The organism is Methylobacterium sp. Leaf88 (genome assembly GCF_001422795.1).
Lineage (GTDB): Bacteria > Pseudomonadota > Alphaproteobacteria > Rhizobiales > Beijerinckiaceae > Methylobacterium.
The window spans coordinates 533035-548134 of sequence record NZ_LMMK01000012.1 but is presented as its reverse complement, the minus strand read 5'-3'; the positions used below and the strand labels follow the sequence as shown (position 1 = coordinate 548134).

Below are 15100 nucleotides of genomic sequence, written 5' to 3'. Positions count from 1 at the left end.
CCGGATTCAGCGCGTCGCCGTCGCGCTCTCCAAGAACTTCACGAGTGCCTCCCGGTCTTCCGCCCGGTTGATCGTCTGCTCCGGCATCCGCGTCCCCGGTGTGTAGCGGGTCGGGCCTATTTCGAAGAGCCGAGCGATGGTGCGCGCGTCCCAGACGATGTCCATGCCCCTCAAGGCGTCGGAATAGCGGTAGCCCGGCGCGGTGGCGATGCGCCGGCCGATGATGCCGGCGAGCGTGGGGCCGGCGCGGGGGCCGTCCTCCGGGGTGAGAGCGTGACACGCGACGCAGGCCTGGAACACCTCGGCGCCCCGGTCCCCGTGATACGCGGCCAGGGCATCCGACGGACGCGGCATCGCCAGGGGACCGATCGGTTCGCCGCTCATGGCATCCCAGCGCCGGATCAGCCGGTCGCTGCCGCCCGTGAGGAGTTCGCGTCCGTCCGGGCGCCACGCGATGGACCAGACTGGCAGGCCCGGCCCGACGAGGCGGTGCAGGATCGTCCCCGATTCCCGGTCGATCACCGCGACCGCGCCGCCGGCGGTGGCGGCGGCGATCCGGCGGCCATCGGGGGAGGGCGCGAGCGCGATGACCGGGTTCGGCCCGACATCGACCGAGGCACGGACCGATCCGTCCGGGTGCAACAGGCGTACGACCGCGTCCCCGCCCGCGACTGCGATTTCGCCGTCCGGCGTCACTGCCAGCGCGTTCAGGATGGTGGGCAGCGTGACCACGATGGGCACGCCCGCGGGGTCGTCGGCCCGCGGCCAGATCCGCACGGTGGCGTCGTAGCCGGCGGTGACCGGCCGCCGATCCGGCAGGAAGCCGACAGCGTTCACGTTGCCCTGGTGCCCCGCGAGCACGCGGGCCGGGCCGCCGGCGATCGGGCGGATCCGGGCGGTTCCGTCCCAGGCGGCCGAGGCCAGCAGCGATCCGTCAGGCGAGACCGCCAGCGCCGCCACCGGCCCCGCATGTTCGGTGAAGACCCGCTCCGGCTCGGGTTGGCCGGCGCGCCAGAGCGCGATACGGCCATCTTCCGAGGCCGTGACGAAGCCGCCCTCGGACAAGGCGGCGACCGCGTTTACGGCCCCGTCATGGAAGCGCAGGACGGTGAGCGCGCTGCCGCTGTCGATCGCCCACAGGATCGCGGCCTGATCGAAGCCGCCTGAGATCGCGAGGGCACCCCCCGGCGCGACCGCCAGCGCCCGAACCGGGCCGCCGTGGCCGCGCAACTGCGCGGCGGCGGGTGAGCCTGACACAAGGGACGCGAGGAAGCAGAAGGCGAGTGCCCGCCTGGACGGGACGCGATCGACCAAGGCTTTGCCGAATACCTGCACTGCATCCCCCGCGAGGAAACGCCGGGATACCGGCCCGGCGCGCGAATTTAGACGATCCGCCAGAGAGATGTCGCTGCATGGAGACGGGACCCGGTGACGCGGGAGACCCGGGGGGCGCTTGATCATCGCTCGGCGATGGCGCATCGCTCGACGCATGATCGCATCCAACCGCAGCGCCCTCGAACCGGAGGCCGGCTCGCCCGCAGCGGCACCCGGTCCGCGCCGGACCGCATCCTCGGCCCTCATGCGACTGACGCAGGCCGTTCGTCTCTTGACGGAGCACCTTGTCCCGGTCGCACCGGAGGCGGTGCCGCTCGCCGAGGGCCTCGGCGGGACCGGCGCCGTCGACTGCCATGCGCCGCGGGCCATTCCGGAATTTGCGACGGCCCTGCGGGACGGTTGGGCCGTGCGCGGTGCGGACGTCGTCGGCGCCTCGCCCTTCGCACCGATTCTTGTCGTGGGGCGCCCGCCCTGGGTCGAGGCCGGCGCGCGGTTGTCGGAGGATGTCGACACGATCCTGCCCCCCGAAGCCATCGAGGGATCGTCCATCGTGGCCGATGTCCCGGTGGGGGAGGGCGTGCGTACGGCCGGTGCCGAAGCCTCGCCCGGCACCCTGCTCCTCGCCACCGGTCAGCGGGTGACGGCCCTGCACCGGCTGGCCCTTCAGGCGGCCGGCTTCGCGAGTCTCGCCCTACGCCGTCCCCGCCTGACCCTGATCGTCGCGGGAGCGCCCGAGGCCGACACCCTCTCCCCCCTCCTGGCACATTGGATCACCGCGGCGGGCGCGTTGGTGGCCAACATCGTGGCCGCCAAATCACCGGACGCGATCGCGGATGTGCTCAGAACACAGGACGGCGACGCCGTTCTAACGATCGGCGGGACGGGCTTCGGACACAACGACCACGCCTCCGCCGGACTGGCCCTGGCTGGAACGGTGCGGGCGCATGGCATCGCCCTCCAGCCGGGGGACACCGCGGGCTTCGGCGAGGTGGGAGGACGGCCTGTCATTCTGCTGCCGGGGCGCCCCGACGCGGCGCTCGGCGCCTTCGTCGCCCTCGCGCGCCCGCTGATCGCGAGTCTGTCCGGAGCTCGGGCTCCGGCGGGAATCGGCGCACCGCTTCTGGGCAAGATCGCCTCCACCATCGGCATGAGCGAGATCGTCTTCGCCCGCCGGATGCCTGACGGCCTTCTGCCGCTGGGCGGCAGCGACCTTGCGCTGGCCAGCTTGATCCACGCCGATGCGGCGATCCTCGTCGGACCGGAATCGGAAGGATATCCGGCCGGCCGCGTCGTCCCGGGGCTCGCGCTGTGAGCGACGCCGTGCCCACCGACACCGCCGCGGAAGACGCCTTCCTGGACCGGCTGGCGCAGGCCGCGCGCCAGGAGCAATTCCTCACGGTGGTCAGCCGGGAAGAGGCCCTCGCGCGCTTCCGCTCGGCGGTGCCGCACGCGCCCCTCGCGACCGAGACCGTGTCCCTCGCCGACGCACTCGGGCGCGTCCTGGCCCACGACGTCGCCTCGCCCATCGACGTACCGCCCTTCGATCGCGCCCTCGTGGACGGATTCGCTCTGCGCGCTGCGGATACCGAGGGCGCGGACGAGGCGCGGCCGCGGCGCCTGATCCTGAACCGCGAGATCCTCGCCTGTGGGGTCGCGCCGGTCATGGCGGTGGCCCCCGGCACCGCGACGCCGATCGCCACCGGCGGAGTCGTCCCGCGCGGCGCCGATGCCGTCGTGATGGTCGAACAAACCGAGTTCCGCCCCGACAGCCTCGCGATCGACCTCATCCGTCCGGCCCGGCCGGGCCAGTTCATCGGCTATGCCGGGGCCGACATGGCCTCGGGCGAGACGGTCCTGCGCAAGGGCATGCCGATCACCGCGCGCGAGATCGGCATGCTGGCCGCCTGCGGCCTCGCCGCCGTCGACGTCGTCTGCCGGCCTCGGGTCGCGATTCTCTCGACCGGCGACGAACTGGTGGCGCCGGGCCGGGCGCTGAAGCCCGGGGCGATCTACGATTCCAACGGGCCGATCGTGGCCGCGACCGTCAGCGAGAACGGCGGCACCGTTTGGCCACTCGGTATCGTTCGCGACGACGAGGCCGCCCTGGACGCGGCCCTCCGCACCGCCATCGCCGACAGCGACATCGTCGTCCTGTCGGGGGGGACCTCGAAGGGGGCCGGCGACGTCTCGCACCGCATCCTTCAGCGCCTCGGCAAACCCGGCATCCTCGTGCACGGGGTCGCCCTGAAACCCGGGAAGCCCCTCTGCCTCGCGGTCGCGGGACAGACGCCCGTGGTCGTCCTGCCGGGCTTTCCGACGTCGGCGATGTTCACGTTCCACGACGTCGTGGTGCCGCTGGTGCGGGCGATGGCCGGCTTGGCGCCGCGGGAGGACACCTTTGTCCCGGCGATCCTGCCTCAGCGCGTGCCCTCCGAGCGCGGGCGCACGGAATTCGTGATGACCGCCCTGGCCGAGACGGAGGGCGGCCTGCGCGCCCTGCCGCTGCCCAAGGGATCCGGCTCGGTGACGGCCTTCTCGCAGGCCGACGGCTTCTTCGCGGTTCCCGCCGCCCGGGCCGGCCTGGAGGCCGGGGAAACCGTGTCGGTCACCCGGCTCGGTGCCGGCGTCCGACCGCCGGATCTGACGATCATCGGCAGTCACTGCGTCGGACTCGACCGGGTGATCGGGCGACTCGCGGAGCACGGACTTCGTGCACGGCCCATCTGGGTCGGCTCGGCCGGGGGGCTCGCCGCCCTGGGCCGGGGGGAGTGCGACCTCGCCGCGATGCATCTCCTCGACACCGAGACGGGCATCTACAACCGGCCGTTCCTCGGGCCCGGACTGGAGTTGGCCGAAGGCTGGGGACGCCTGCAGGGCGTTGTCTTCAAGCCCGGCCATCCCCTGTTCGAGGGCTGCTTGCCGGACGAGGCTGTCGCCGCGGCCTTGGCCGAACCCGAGATCGTGATGGTCAACCGGAATACCGGCTCGGGCACCCGCGCCCTGGTCGACGGCCTCCTGAAGGGCGCCCGTCCGCCCGGGTACTGGAACCAGCCGCGCTCGCACAACGCCGTGGCGGCGGCAGTGGCCCAGGGGCGGGCCGATTGGGGCGTCGCCATCGCCACCGTGGCGCGGGCCTACGGCCTCGGTTTTCTGCCGCTCGCCGATGAGCGCTACGATTTCGCCTACCGCGCCGAGCACCGCGAACGGCCGGCACTCGCCGCCTTCCTCGCCTGCCTGCGCGATCCCGAGACCCGCGCCCTCCTCAGCGAAGCCGGGTTCTCACCCGCGGAGGCGCCGTGAACCCCGCCCGGGTCATCGGCCTCGCGGGCTGGAGCGGCGCGGGCAAGACCACGCTCCTGTCCCGGCTGATCCCGCTGCTGACGGCGCGCGGCGTGAAGGTCGCAGCGATCAAGCACGCGCACCACGCCTTCGACGTCGATCATCCCGGCAAGGATTCCTACGTCCATCGCGAGGCAGGAGCGTCCGAGGTCATCGTGTCGTCGTCGCGGCGCTGGGTCCATATCCACGAGATCGGCGCCGAGCGGGAAGCGCGGCTTGGCGAGCTCCTGCGCCGGCTCTCGCCCTGCGATCTCGTCATCGTCGAGGGCTTCAAGCGCGACGTGCATGCCAAGCTCGAGGTCCACCGCGCCGCCAACGGCAAGCCGCCGATCTACCCCGACGATCCCCGGATCGTGGCGGTCGCGAGCGACCAGCCCTTCACGGATGCTCCGGTGCCGATCGTCGATCTCGACGCCATCGCGCGAATCGCCGACCTCGTCCTCGCCCTGTCGGAACCGCTGGAGACGGCGCTGGCGCACTTGGAGGGACCATGGCCCAGTTGACCGACGACTGCTTCGCGTTCGGCGGTGCGCTGATGCGCATCGAAGACGCCGTGGCGCTGATCGGCGAGCGCCTGCCGATCCTGGCCGGGACCGAGTGGCTGCCGCTCGGGCTGGCCGATGGACGCGTGGCGGCCGAGCCCGTCCTGGCGCTCCATGACGTGCCTCCATTCCCGAATTCCGCCGTCGACGGCTACGCGATCCGCCACGGTGACCTCAGCCTGGAGGGCGAGACGCGGCTCCCGGTCCGCGGTCGGCTCCGCGCGGGGACGGCCGCGGAGGGAATCTCGGGCGCTGGCGGCGCGATCCGGATCTTCACCGGGGCTCCGATGCCGCCCGGGGCCGACACGGTGTTCATGCAGGAGGACGTGCGCCGCGAGGGCGACGTCGTCGTGCTGCCCCCCGGGCTGAAACGCGGCGCCAACGCTCGAGACGCCGGTGAGGACATCGCCCGCGGGGCCTGCGCGATCCCGGCTGGGCGGCGCCTGCGGCCGCAGGATCTCGCCCTCGCGGCCGCTTCCGGCCATGACCGGATCGCCGTGCGCACGCGCCTGCGGGTCGCCCTGTTCTCCACCGGCGACGAACTTACAGAGCCGGGCGCGCCGCTTCCCTCCGGCGCGATCCACGATTCGAACCGCGTCATGCTCGCGACCCTGCTCGCCCGCCTCGGAGCCGAGGTCGCGGATCTCGGCATCCTGCGCGATGAACCCGATGCCCTCGCGGCGCGCCTGCGGCAAGCGGCCCGGGAGCATGACCTGATCCTGACCTCGGGCGGTGTCTCCACCGGTGAGGAAGACCACGTGAAGGCCGCCGTCGAGGCGGTCGGCGCGCTGATGTTCTGGCGCCTTGCGATCAAGCCCGGCCGTCCGGTCGCGATGGGCGTCGTCGACGGTACGCCGTTCATCGGGCTGCCGGGCAATCCCGGTGCCGTCTACGTCACGCTCCTGTTCGTGGTGCGCCCACTCCTCGCGCGCCTGGGCGGCGCAAACGACGTTGCACCCCTCGGCCAGCCCGTCCGGGCCGCCTTCGCCTATCGCAAGAAGGCGGGCCGGCGCGAATACGTCCGCGTCAGCGTCGCCCTCGGGCCCGATGCCGTCCTCGAGGCCGTGAAGTACCCCCGCGAAGGTGCCGGTGTGCTCTCGTCGCTGACGGAGAGCGACGGCCTCGTCGAACTCGACGAAACGGTGATAGCCGTGGCCGCGGGCGACATCCTCACCTTCTATCCGCACGCCGTGCTCTGGTAGCCGAGGGTGACGGACGCCGCTCGTCCGGCGGCCTCCGTCAATTGCGTTAACAACGCCTCGTCGACGGTGGTGCGGGCGGCCAGGAAGTAGGTTTCCCAGCCCAGGGACTGGAAAGCGAGGCCGAAGCGCTCGGCGATCGCGGGTGTCCCCATGCCGACATCCGCGGTGCCGGTGGCGATGAGCGCGGCGACGGCCTGATGGGTGAATTCCTCGGTCTGCGACCCCCGGATCGCGCGGCTCTCCAGACCAGCCTCGGCGCAGAGACGTTCGAACCAGATGCGCGTCCCGGCACCCCGCTGGCGGTTCACGAAGCGCAGGTCCAGGCGGGCGATGTCGCGGACGCCGGTGACCCCGTGCGGGTTGCCGGGCGGAAGCATCAGGCCCTGCTGACGCCGGAACAACGGTCGGACGCGGAGGTCCGGATCGCGAAACACGGCATCGAAGGGATCCGGGGCCGGACCTTCGGAGCCGTAGTGGAAGCCCGCCGCATCCGCGCTCCCGGTACGAAGATGCGACAGGGCGTCGAGGCTTCCGGCGATCGCGAGCTCGACGTCCGCCCGGGCTTCGACGACACCCAGAAGCAGCGGATCGTGGCTCGCCGCGAGCCTCAGGGGGGGCAATTGACGGGCCTCCAGCCTGCGCAAGGCCTCCGTCATCCGGTCAGCCTCGGCGGCGAGAAGGGGGCCGAGCCGATCGTACATCCCTGACAGCGTCGCGTGGAGCGTACGACCATACGGTGTGAGCACCGTGCCGTGCCCCTTGGTCTTGATCGCCACCGGCTGTCCGAGGGTGGCTTCGAGGTCCGAGACCCGGCTCCAGGCCGAACGATAGGAAATTCCGAGTCTTCGCGCGGCGACGAGCAGCGAGGTGGAGGTGGAAAGCGCGTGCAGCAGGGCGAAGGTCGTCCGCAGCGCGAGACCGTTCCAATCGCCATCGGCCTGCAGCGTGAGAGGCGTCGATACACGCATCGGCAAAGTCTTTCCTATTGATCTTTCCCGCTCCCCCGTATCATCCCGCGAGGCCCCGTGCAGCCCGGTGACGATGCTTCAGACCTTTCAGGAGACGATCTCGCGTCTGGCGACCCTCGACCGCGATGTCCTCGTGATCGCGTGGCTTTCCCTGCGTGTCAGCCTCACCGCCGTGGGCATAGGGCTCGGCATCGGGATCCCGGTGGGGGCCTTTCTGGCGGTCGCCATGTTTCCGGGGCGATCGGTCCTGGTCGGGCTGCTGAACGCCTTCATGGGGCTCCCCCCGGTGATCGTCGGGTTGGTGCTCTACCTCGTGCTGTCGCGCTCCGGCCCGCTGGGGTCGCTCGGTCTCCTGTTTACCCCGGGCGCGATGGTGGCGGCCCAGGCCGTACTGGCGACGCCTCTCGTCGCGGCGCTCACTCGGCAGGTGGTCGCCGATGCCGAGGCGCATCTCGGTGAGCAACTGCGTTCGCTCGGACTGTCGGCCCCGCGCCGGGCGCTCGCGCTGATCCACGATACGCGCTTCTCCCTCGTGACGACGGCCCTGGCCGCGTTCGGGCGCGCGATCTCGGAGATCGGCGCCGTCCTCGTGGTCGGGGGCAACATCGATGGTCACACCCGCACGATGACCACGGCGATCTCTCTGGAGACCCAGAAGGGCGACCTCAGTCTGGCCCTCGCGCTCGGGCTGGTGCTGATCGGGCTCGTCATCCTGATCAACGCGTTGGCGGCGACCCTGCGCGCCCACGCCGCGCGCGCCTACGGCTGAGCCGATGCCCGCGATCGAACTCAGCGACCTCGCGCTCGCCCGGAACGGCACCACTATCCTGGATGGCCTGAGCGCCGGGATTTCCGCCGCCGGCATCACGGCGCTGATCGGGCCGAACGGCGCCGGCAAGAGCGCCACGCTGCGCGTCATCGACGGCCTGCTCGCACCCGATGCCGGGTCGGTGCGGATCGTCGGCGCCGGCCCTGTGCGGCGCGCCTTCGTCTTCCAGCGCCCGGCTCTCCTGCGGGCCAGCGCGCTCGCCAATGTCGCCCTCGCGCTGACGCCCCTCGGCCTGTCGCGGATCGAGCGGACGCGGCGCGCCCACGCTGCACTAGCGCGCGTCGGCCTCGGCGACCGGGCTTCGGCGCCGGCGACCCGCCTCTCCGGCGGCGAGCAGCAGCGCCTCGCACTCGCGCGGGCCTGGGCGGTCGAACCCGATCTCCTCCTCGCCGACGAGCCGACCGCCAATCTCGATCCGGGCGCCACCGAACTGGTCGAGGGCCTGATCGCCGAGATCGCCCGGCAGGGCACGAAGGTGGTGCTCGTCTCCCACAATCTCGGACAGGTCACGCGGCTCGCCGCCGACGTCGTCGTGCTCGCCCGAGGGCGGGCCGTCGAGCAGGGTCCGACCCGCACGCTTCTCACCTCGCCCCGGGCCCCCGAAACGCGGGCCTACATCACCGGAGAACTTCCTTGGACATCCTTCGCCGCGGCCTCCTGACCTTCGGCCTCCTGTTCGCGCTCGGTGCCGCATCCGGCGTCCGAGCCACACCGGCTTCCATCGTCGTTGCCTCCACCACGTCCACCGAGCAATCGGGCCTGTTCAAGCACCTGCTGCCGCTCTTCGAGGCGAAGTCCGGCATCGCCGTGAAGGTCGTGGCCCTCGGCACCGGACAGGCCCTCGACGCGGCCCGCCGGGGCGATGCCGACGTGGTTCTGGTGCATGATCGCCCGGCCGAAGAGAAGTTCCTGGCCGAGGGCTTCGCCACGAAGCGCTGGGACGTGATGTACAACGACTTCGTCCTGATTGGACCGAAATCCGACCTGGCCGGTGTCCGTGGGGGCGACGCGGTCGCGGCTTTCGGCAAGCTCGCGGTGGCCAAGGCTCCGTTCGTCTCGCGCGGCGACCGGTCCGGCACCCACAGTGCCGAGTTGCGGACCTGGAAGGAAGCCGGCGTCGATCTCGCGGACATCAAGGGCGACTGGTACCGCGACATCGGCCAGGGCATGGGACCGGCCCTCAATACCGCTTCGGCCCTGAACGCTTACCTCCTGGCCGACCGCGGGACCTGGCTCGCGTTCAAGAATCGCGGCGATCTCACCATTCTCGTCGAGGGCGACAAGCGCCTGTTCAATCCCTATGGGGTGATGCTGGTGAACCCGGCCAAGCATCCGAACGTGAAGGCGAAGGAGGGCCAAGCCTTCATCGACTGGCTGATCTCACAAGAGGGGCAGGCGGCGATCGCGAGCTACAAGATCGAGGGCAAGGAGCTGTTCTTCCCCAACGCGAGCAAGTAGGGCCGAAGCTTTCGTACGGGGAAGCCGGATCATCGAGGAAAGCGTCGGGTCGAGCTGCCCTCCGGGCGGGGCAATCGTTCATCGATCTTTTCTTCGAGACGGGTGACGTCGGCTCCCGCAAGCCTGCCGGCTGCGGCGATGCGCGACGAGAATGCGTCGCGCAGGGTGCGCGCCCTGACACTGATCGGGATGCGATGCGGGCATGCGGACGGCGCCACGTCGAGTGCCTTGCTGCCATCTCGCTCCAGGGCCTATCGGTGAATCATGACCGAGTTCATCGAGCACACCGACGGCGAGGAGATCCTGGAAGACGGTCACGGGGTCCGGTTCATCCTGCCGGCATGGCGGTTCGACCTCCCTGTCACCCGAGGGGCGTGCAGAGACGAGTTGTCTGATGGCCGAAGGGTGCGAACCTTCAGCATCCAGAAGGGTGACCTTTCCGCGAATGAAGCGCGTCATTACGCGGGCCGGCTGCGGGACGCGCCGGCCCGGGCGATGGCGGTCTTCGACGCAAGTCGACGCGATGTTCATCCACCCGGAAAAACGATGCGGGCCATTTCACGATCAACGTTCTCCCGGGCCTGCTGATGACGCACGATTGGTGCATCGTCAGCCAATACAACGCACGCCCGAGCCCGGGCGAGCGCTGGCGAAATCCGCCCTTCTCGATCGGGGTCAGGCCGCAGGCCCCTCACGCTCGGGAGGAAGTCCTCTACGTTGATCTCGCCACCTTCCCCACGGCCGGATCTCAGGAACAAGGCCGCCACGTCGATCTGGGACCGGAGGCCGTCGTCCCGTTGCAGCGGGATCGCTCCTATGCGGTCGCCATTGACTTCGCGGATGGGGCCGGCGGCGAGGGCCTGCTGAAGGTGAGAGTCGATGACAAGCTCATCGTCGATTACGCCGGCCCGACGGGCTACGCCAACTTCGCCGGGTGCTTCTTCGCCTACGGCCTCTACCGCTCGCCGTGGTGCCCCGGGTGTGAGGGCCTGAGCGCGCGCTTCGTGAACGTCGTGGAAGGCGTCGCTGAGTAGTCGCTGGACCCGCCGCTCGTACGAACGACGAGTCCTCCGGGCCGCACCTCGTCACGCCTGCGGTCCGAGCGGTGCCGCAGGACGGTTTCCCGGATCGATCTGCCGGGCAATCCTGCGATTGCCCGGCGCTCTCGTCTAATCAGTGCCGATCGCGACGGACGACGGCGGCGCCGTGATCGGCCCTGGCACGATCTCGGTTAACGGCACTCCGACCGACAGCCGCAGCGTGATTGTCTCTGCGCAGACCTGCCCCGTCCTGGTTGACGGCCGCCTGATCCCGCGCGATGGCGGCTCGGTCTCCGCGCCGTTCGTCTCGGCGCAAGACTGCGCCATCATGGTATTCCCTGGCCCGGTCCGTCCCGGCGGACCTGCGATCATCGGCGCTCGATTGCTCAGCGCGGTTCAGATCGCGGCGCTCCGCAGCCGCTCGCCCGTTGTCGCGGCGCTGAATCGCTGCGTCAGACTGCGCAAGGGCCGGCAGCACCGCTGAGGCTGAGAGAAAAAGTGATAAGGCGGCGAGGGTGAATTTGGATTGGGTTATGTGCTGAACCTCGTCCGATTTCTGAGCCCCTCGGGCCCGGTTGAATGGGCGGAGCTTCTACGTCGTGAGCTGTCGGCTCGATGAACGCCGTTGCCCTCTCGCGGAAACGGCGTTCACGAATTGCCGATCGGATCGACGGGCGTTGTGCTCTCAGCGGATGTTTCCCGATTGCCGGCGCCGGGCGACGTACCAGACCGCCAGCGCGACGACCGCGATGGCGAGGCTCAGCCAGATCCAGTTGAAATCCGTCGCCGCCGCGTTGGCGGCGGCGGAATTCGAGCCGGCTGGCCCCGTCTCCGGGATCGGTGGGGCCGGATTGGTCTGCTGGGCAAGCGCACTTCCGAGCGTTGCCGTCCACAGGAAGGCACTCGTGGTGAGAGTTCGGGTCATCGTCATCGTGGTCTCCACGGCTACTTGTCGGCCTGGCGGGCCGCTCCGTACTGGAAGGCCGGCGCCGCGTTGAGCTGTACCTTGGTCATGCGGATCTCGGCCTCGATGGGCACACCGCCGGCCAGCACCGTGGCGCGATCGTCGGGCGCCTTCCGGTTTTCGTCGACCGTGCCGGTGGTCGCCGTGACCTGATCGGTGTGCTTGTTCTGGACGGCGCCCAGGACCTCGCGCGTCGTGTCGGCCCCCGGCATGGTCTCGGGCTGCACGCGGGCTGCGGCCTCGGTGCTGGGCTTCGTCTCGGGCGTGACCACCGAGGTCGGCCCACGCGTGAGGGGAACGTCCTTCATGTTCCACGCGAGCGAGTCGTAGGGAATTGCCACCAGCTTCTCGCCGATTCCGAGGAAGCCGCCGACGCCGATTACCACCGCCTCGACCTTCCCGGCGTCGCCGATGAGAACGTCCTCGATCGATCCGACCCGCACATGGTCCATGCCCACCACCGGAAGGCCGATCATCTTGGATCCCCGCATCGCCCCCGGCTGCGGCTGGGCAAACCCGGCGCCGGTTCCGTCCGAGGCCGGTTGTGCATGGACCGGCCTCCCGGACGCCAGCGGCAGAGCGAGAACGGACAGGGCGAGGAGCAGGGTGCTCCGGCGGCGGACAGACATCGCAAACTCCACGAAAACAACTGGCTTCGCAGAACGCGAACGACCGGTGGACAACGCGCGGTTCACGTCCTGAGTTCAGGGCGATCCGCGCGCCACCCCTCCGGCGATTTGACTCTCCGCGCCGGGCAGGGCTGATCTCTGCCGGCTTCACCATGCTGTTCACACACCTCTCCGACGACCTGTTCAAGCCGCTCGCCTCGCCGAGCCGGGCCTTCAATGCGGCGCTCCTGCTGCACCTGCACGGTCGGGTCTTCGGGGACACCGCCGAACCCCTGCGCAAGAGCGAACTTATGACGGCGATCGGTGACTTCGCCGCCGATTTCGTGGACCGGGAGATCGACGACGACGCCTCCGGCACGGTGGAACCGAGCGAGCGCCGCTCGGTCGTCTATCGCCGCCTTCTCGATGCCGGCTGGCTGGTGGAGCGGCGGGAGCGCTATGTTCCGGTGGTCGAGTTCGACCCCGAGGCCCGGATGGTCATCGAGGAACTGGCGCGGCTCGACAGGGGCGAGCGGCGCTCCTACGGCGGTGCCGTCCTCGACGTGCTGGGCAGTCTGGAAAGCGCGATCGCCAACCCAGCCGAGCGATCCGAGGCCCTGGTCAACGCGGCCAAGTCGGCCCGTACCTTCCTCAGTCATCTGCGCAGCCTGGCTGGATCGATGCGCAAGAGCGAGGAGCGCATCCTGCGCGAGGCGGATCAGGGCGTCGCCCTGCGCCTCTACTTCGAGGAGTTCGTCGCGCGGCACCTCGTCAGCGACTACCGGACGCTGCACACCCGCTTCAATCCTTTCCGCTTCCGGTCGGGAATCGTGCGCGAGGCCGGCCGTGCCCTGCGCGATCCCCTCACCCTGCGCGTCCTGACCGATGCGGGGCTCCGGGAGGGGCGGGCGCCCGACCGGGAGACGGCCGAGCGCGCCGTCCGCGGCGATCTGGCCGAGATCCTGGCGATCTTCGAGGGGCTCGATCGCCACCTCGACGTGGTCGCCGACATCGTCGCCCGGCTCGAGCGCCGGATCGCCGCCACCCTGCGCTACCTAGACCATCGGGATTCCGACCGGATCGAGCGCACGGCCGCGGCCTTGCGGGCGGTGGCTGGTGGCGATGACGACCTCGCCGGCCTGCCCGATCCCCAGGTCTCGCTGTTCCGTCCCCCGATCGGCGAGCCGCATTGTTACGCACCGCGCCTGCGCCGGGCGGCGATCGAATGCGAGCCGTTGCCCGAGATCGAGATCGATCCCGTCATCGAAGCCTTCATCGCCGCCAAGGACGCGTTCCGGGAGCGCGTCGCGGTCACGCCCGAGCGGATCGTGGCCTTTATCGAGGCACGGCTCGGGCCGGAGCGCACCATCCGGGGCTCCCAGATCCGGATCGCCGACGTCGACGATTTCGTCGTGTTCCAGCGCCTGCGGGAGATCGACGTCCTGTTCGACGGGAGCCTGCGGGGCCGCTATCGGCTTTCGCGGATAGAGGGTCGGGTGTCGAATGGCTGGCTCGATTGCCCAGACTTCCTGCTGGAGCGGGCGCCGGCGCTGCGCCGCTAGATCCGGGGCCGTCCGAGTCCGCTCGCGGCTATGCTGCCTTCACGGTCGAATTCTCTGCGCGACAGCGTTCGTCGCGATCGGTTGAATTGATGATCCCGGTTTAATCCCGGGCCTTGGCAAAATACTGTGACGGGTTCATGCTCCGCTGGATTTTATTCGCGCGATGCGACACGAAATTCGAGAAGACTGCGGGAGCGTTCGTCCATGACCAGCGCCAAATGCCTGATCAAGTCCGCCTGGATTGCCGCGGAAGTCGGCCGGGAGCGCTGTGAGCGAGTCCTGGTGGTCGAGACCTACATTGCGGTCAGCCCGCTGGAACCGAACTACGATCCGGCCCGCTACGAGGCGATCGTTTCCGAGGTCCAGCGCGTTCTCGCGGCGAATCCCTCGCTCGACCGCGCTTCGATCCTCAGCATGCACCGCGACACGGCCTGCCTCTCGCTCTTTCGTGCGACGCCGGCCGTCGCGGCCTGAACGACATCGCGGAACTGGCGTCGCACTCTCGCGGACCCGCTCGCGGCCACGACCGTTGGCGCGCGTCGCCGCGAGGCGCTAGAGACACTGGCCGGCGCGGGCAGATCCCGCGACCGCGAGGCCAGCCATGCTCGAATCGTTTCGCGCCATCGTCGACGGTGAGGACTTGCCGCCGCCCGGAGCCCGCGCGCCTTCGGAAGAGGAGTTGACCCGGGCGCTTCAGGTCCTCCTGAAGAGCCAATGCGTCTATGCCGGAACACCGGGCATCGGGCGCTCCTATGAGCTCGCACGGCACTACGCGCCCTTCTTCCAAGCCTACTTCGCGTGCCTCGGCTACCAGTTCGACGTGATGCATCGCGATCAGATGGTGTGCCTGCGGGTTCCGCCCGAGGGCGTCCGTCACGATGCTCAGGCCGAGCGCCTGCGCAAGGACGAGACTCTGGTCTTGCTCGCCCTGCGTCTCGCCTACGAGGAAGGCCTGCGTGCCCACCGGGTGACCACCGAGGGTGTCGTGGAATGCACGACCGACGACATCGTCGAATCGATCCGCACCGCTACGCGTAGCGATCCGCCGGAAGAGGCTCGACTCACCGAGATCCTCCGTCTGTTCGCGCGCAAGGGGGCCCTGCGCCTGGGCGAACGCGACAAGGTCGAGAAGATCACACCCTTGATGGTGATGCCCGGGATCGCGGTGTTGTCGCCGGACGCCTGGATGGATCAGGTCCGAGCCTGGGGGGCTGCGCGCGGCGACGAGGAGGCGTGAGGTCTGAGGCGTCGAT

17 protein-coding genes are annotated in these 15100 nt (G+C 70.0%); 13 read left to right on the top strand and 4 right to left on the bottom strand.

What is annotated here, in order from left to right; translation table 11 throughout:
* Nucleotides 1-6: 6 nt before the first annotated feature.
* The gene (locus ASF20_RS08920; RefSeq protein WP_244476362.1) at nt 7-1257 is read right to left on the bottom strand and encodes a c-type cytochrome; all 1251 of its coding nucleotides are present in this window, start codon (nt 1255-1257) and stop codon (nt 7-9) included.
* A gap of 232 nt (nt 1258-1489) precedes the next feature.
* On the opposite strand from ASF20_RS08920, the gene ASF20_RS08915 reads away from it, so the two are divergent.
* Genes ASF20_RS08915 through glp form a run of 4 tightly spaced genes read left to right on the top strand, consistent with a single transcriptional unit; the run spans nt 1490 to nt 6418 of the window.
* Nucleotides 1490-2647, top strand: coding sequence for a molybdopterin-binding protein (locus tag ASF20_RS08915; protein WP_156647997.1), 1158 nt, complete (start codon nt 1490-1492; stop codon nt 2645-2647).
* A gap of 8 nt (nt 2648-2655) precedes the next feature.
* Complete coding sequence (locus ASF20_RS08910; protein WP_200927204.1) at nt 2656-4635, top strand: molybdopterin biosynthesis protein; 1980 nt, start codon at nt 2656-2658, stop codon at nt 4633-4635.
* Nucleotides 4632-5177 (top strand): molybdopterin-guanine dinucleotide biosynthesis protein B, encoded by a 546-nt coding sequence (gene mobB / locus ASF20_RS08905; RefSeq protein WP_056273097.1) that lies wholly within the window; start codon nt 4632-4634, stop codon nt 5175-5177. The genes ASF20_RS08910 and mobB overlap by 4 nt, the downstream gene beginning before the upstream one ends.
* On the top strand, nt 5165-6418 hold the full coding sequence (gene glp / locus ASF20_RS08900; protein WP_056273094.1) for a gephyrin-like molybdotransferase Glp: 1254 nt from the start codon (nt 5165-5167) through the stop codon (nt 6416-6418). The genes mobB and glp overlap by 13 nt, the downstream gene beginning before the upstream one ends.
* On the opposite strand, the gene ASF20_RS08895 is transcribed toward glp, so the two are convergent.
* On the bottom strand, nt 6394-7386 hold the full coding sequence (locus tag ASF20_RS08895) for a substrate-binding domain-containing protein (RefSeq protein ID WP_056273091.1): 993 nt from the start codon (nt 7384-7386) through the stop codon (nt 6394-6396). The two genes, glp and ASF20_RS08895, sit on opposite strands and share 25 nt — an antisense overlap.
* Before the next feature lie 73 nt (nt 7387-7459).
* Here ASF20_RS08895 and ASF20_RS08890 point away from each other — a divergent pair, with 73 nt between their 5' ends.
* The 6 genes from ASF20_RS08890 to ASF20_RS08865 all read left to right on the top strand — a co-directional run bounded on the left by ASF20_RS08890 (nt 7460) and on the right by ASF20_RS08865 (nt 11197).
* Nucleotides 7460-8155 (top strand): ABC transporter permease, encoded by a 696-nt coding sequence (locus ASF20_RS08890; protein ID WP_056273087.1) that lies wholly within the window; start codon nt 7460-7462, stop codon nt 8153-8155.
* Nucleotides 8156-8159: 4 nt separating this feature from the next.
* Complete coding sequence (locus ASF20_RS08885; RefSeq protein WP_056273084.1) at nt 8160-8876, top strand: phosphate ABC transporter ATP-binding protein; 717 nt, start codon at nt 8160-8162, stop codon at nt 8874-8876.
* Nucleotides 8849-9673, top strand: a complete 825-nt coding sequence (locus tag ASF20_RS08880) for an extracellular solute-binding protein (RefSeq protein ID WP_056273081.1) — start codon at nt 8849-8851, stop codon at nt 9671-9673. Before ASF20_RS08885 ends, ASF20_RS08880 begins: the two co-directional genes overlap by 28 nt.
* A gap of 264 nt (nt 9674-9937) precedes the next feature.
* Nucleotides 9938-10261, top strand: coding sequence for a hypothetical protein (locus tag ASF20_RS08875; RefSeq protein ID WP_056273078.1), 324 nt, complete (start codon nt 9938-9940; stop codon nt 10259-10261).
* The gene (locus ASF20_RS08870; RefSeq protein WP_056273075.1) at nt 10261-10707 is read left to right on the top strand and encodes a hypothetical protein; all 447 of its coding nucleotides are present in this window, start codon (nt 10261-10263) and stop codon (nt 10705-10707) included. The genes ASF20_RS08875 and ASF20_RS08870 overlap by 1 nt, the downstream gene beginning before the upstream one ends.
* Before the next feature lie 142 nt (nt 10708-10849).
* The gene (locus ASF20_RS08865; RefSeq protein WP_056273072.1) at nt 10850-11197 is read left to right on the top strand and encodes a hypothetical protein; all 348 of its coding nucleotides are present in this window, start codon (nt 10850-10852) and stop codon (nt 11195-11197) included.
* Between the two features lie 201 nt (nt 11198-11398).
* On the opposite strand, the gene ASF20_RS08860 is transcribed toward ASF20_RS08865, so the two are convergent.
* A complete protein-coding gene (locus ASF20_RS08860) occupies nt 11399-11644 on the bottom strand; it encodes a hypothetical protein (protein ID WP_244472742.1) in 246 nt (81 codons plus the stop codon).
* Nucleotides 11645-11658: 14 nt separating this feature from the next.
* On the bottom strand, nt 11659-12306 hold the full coding sequence (locus ASF20_RS08855) for a PRC-barrel domain-containing protein (RefSeq protein ID WP_056273069.1): 648 nt from the start codon (nt 12304-12306) through the stop codon (nt 11659-11661).
* 152 nt (nt 12307-12458) lie between these two features.
* On the opposite strand from ASF20_RS08855, the gene ASF20_RS08850 reads away from it, so the two are divergent.
* The 3 genes from ASF20_RS08850 to ASF20_RS08840 all read left to right on the top strand — a co-directional run bounded on the left by ASF20_RS08850 (nt 12459) and on the right by ASF20_RS08840 (nt 15084).
* Nucleotides 12459-13847, top strand: a complete 1389-nt coding sequence (locus ASF20_RS08850; protein WP_056273066.1) for a Wadjet anti-phage system protein JetA family protein — start codon at nt 12459-12461, stop codon at nt 13845-13847.
* Nucleotides 13848-14051: 204 nt separating this feature from the next.
* Entirely contained in the window at nt 14052-14321 is a 270-nt protein-coding gene (locus ASF20_RS08845; protein WP_056219253.1) for a hypothetical protein, read from the top strand.
* Between the two features lie 127 nt (nt 14322-14448).
* The gene (locus ASF20_RS08840) at nt 14449-15084 is read left to right on the top strand and encodes a DUF4194 domain-containing protein (RefSeq protein WP_056219257.1); all 636 of its coding nucleotides are present in this window, start codon (nt 14449-14451) and stop codon (nt 15082-15084) included.
* Nucleotides 15085-15100: the final 16 nt, after the last annotated feature.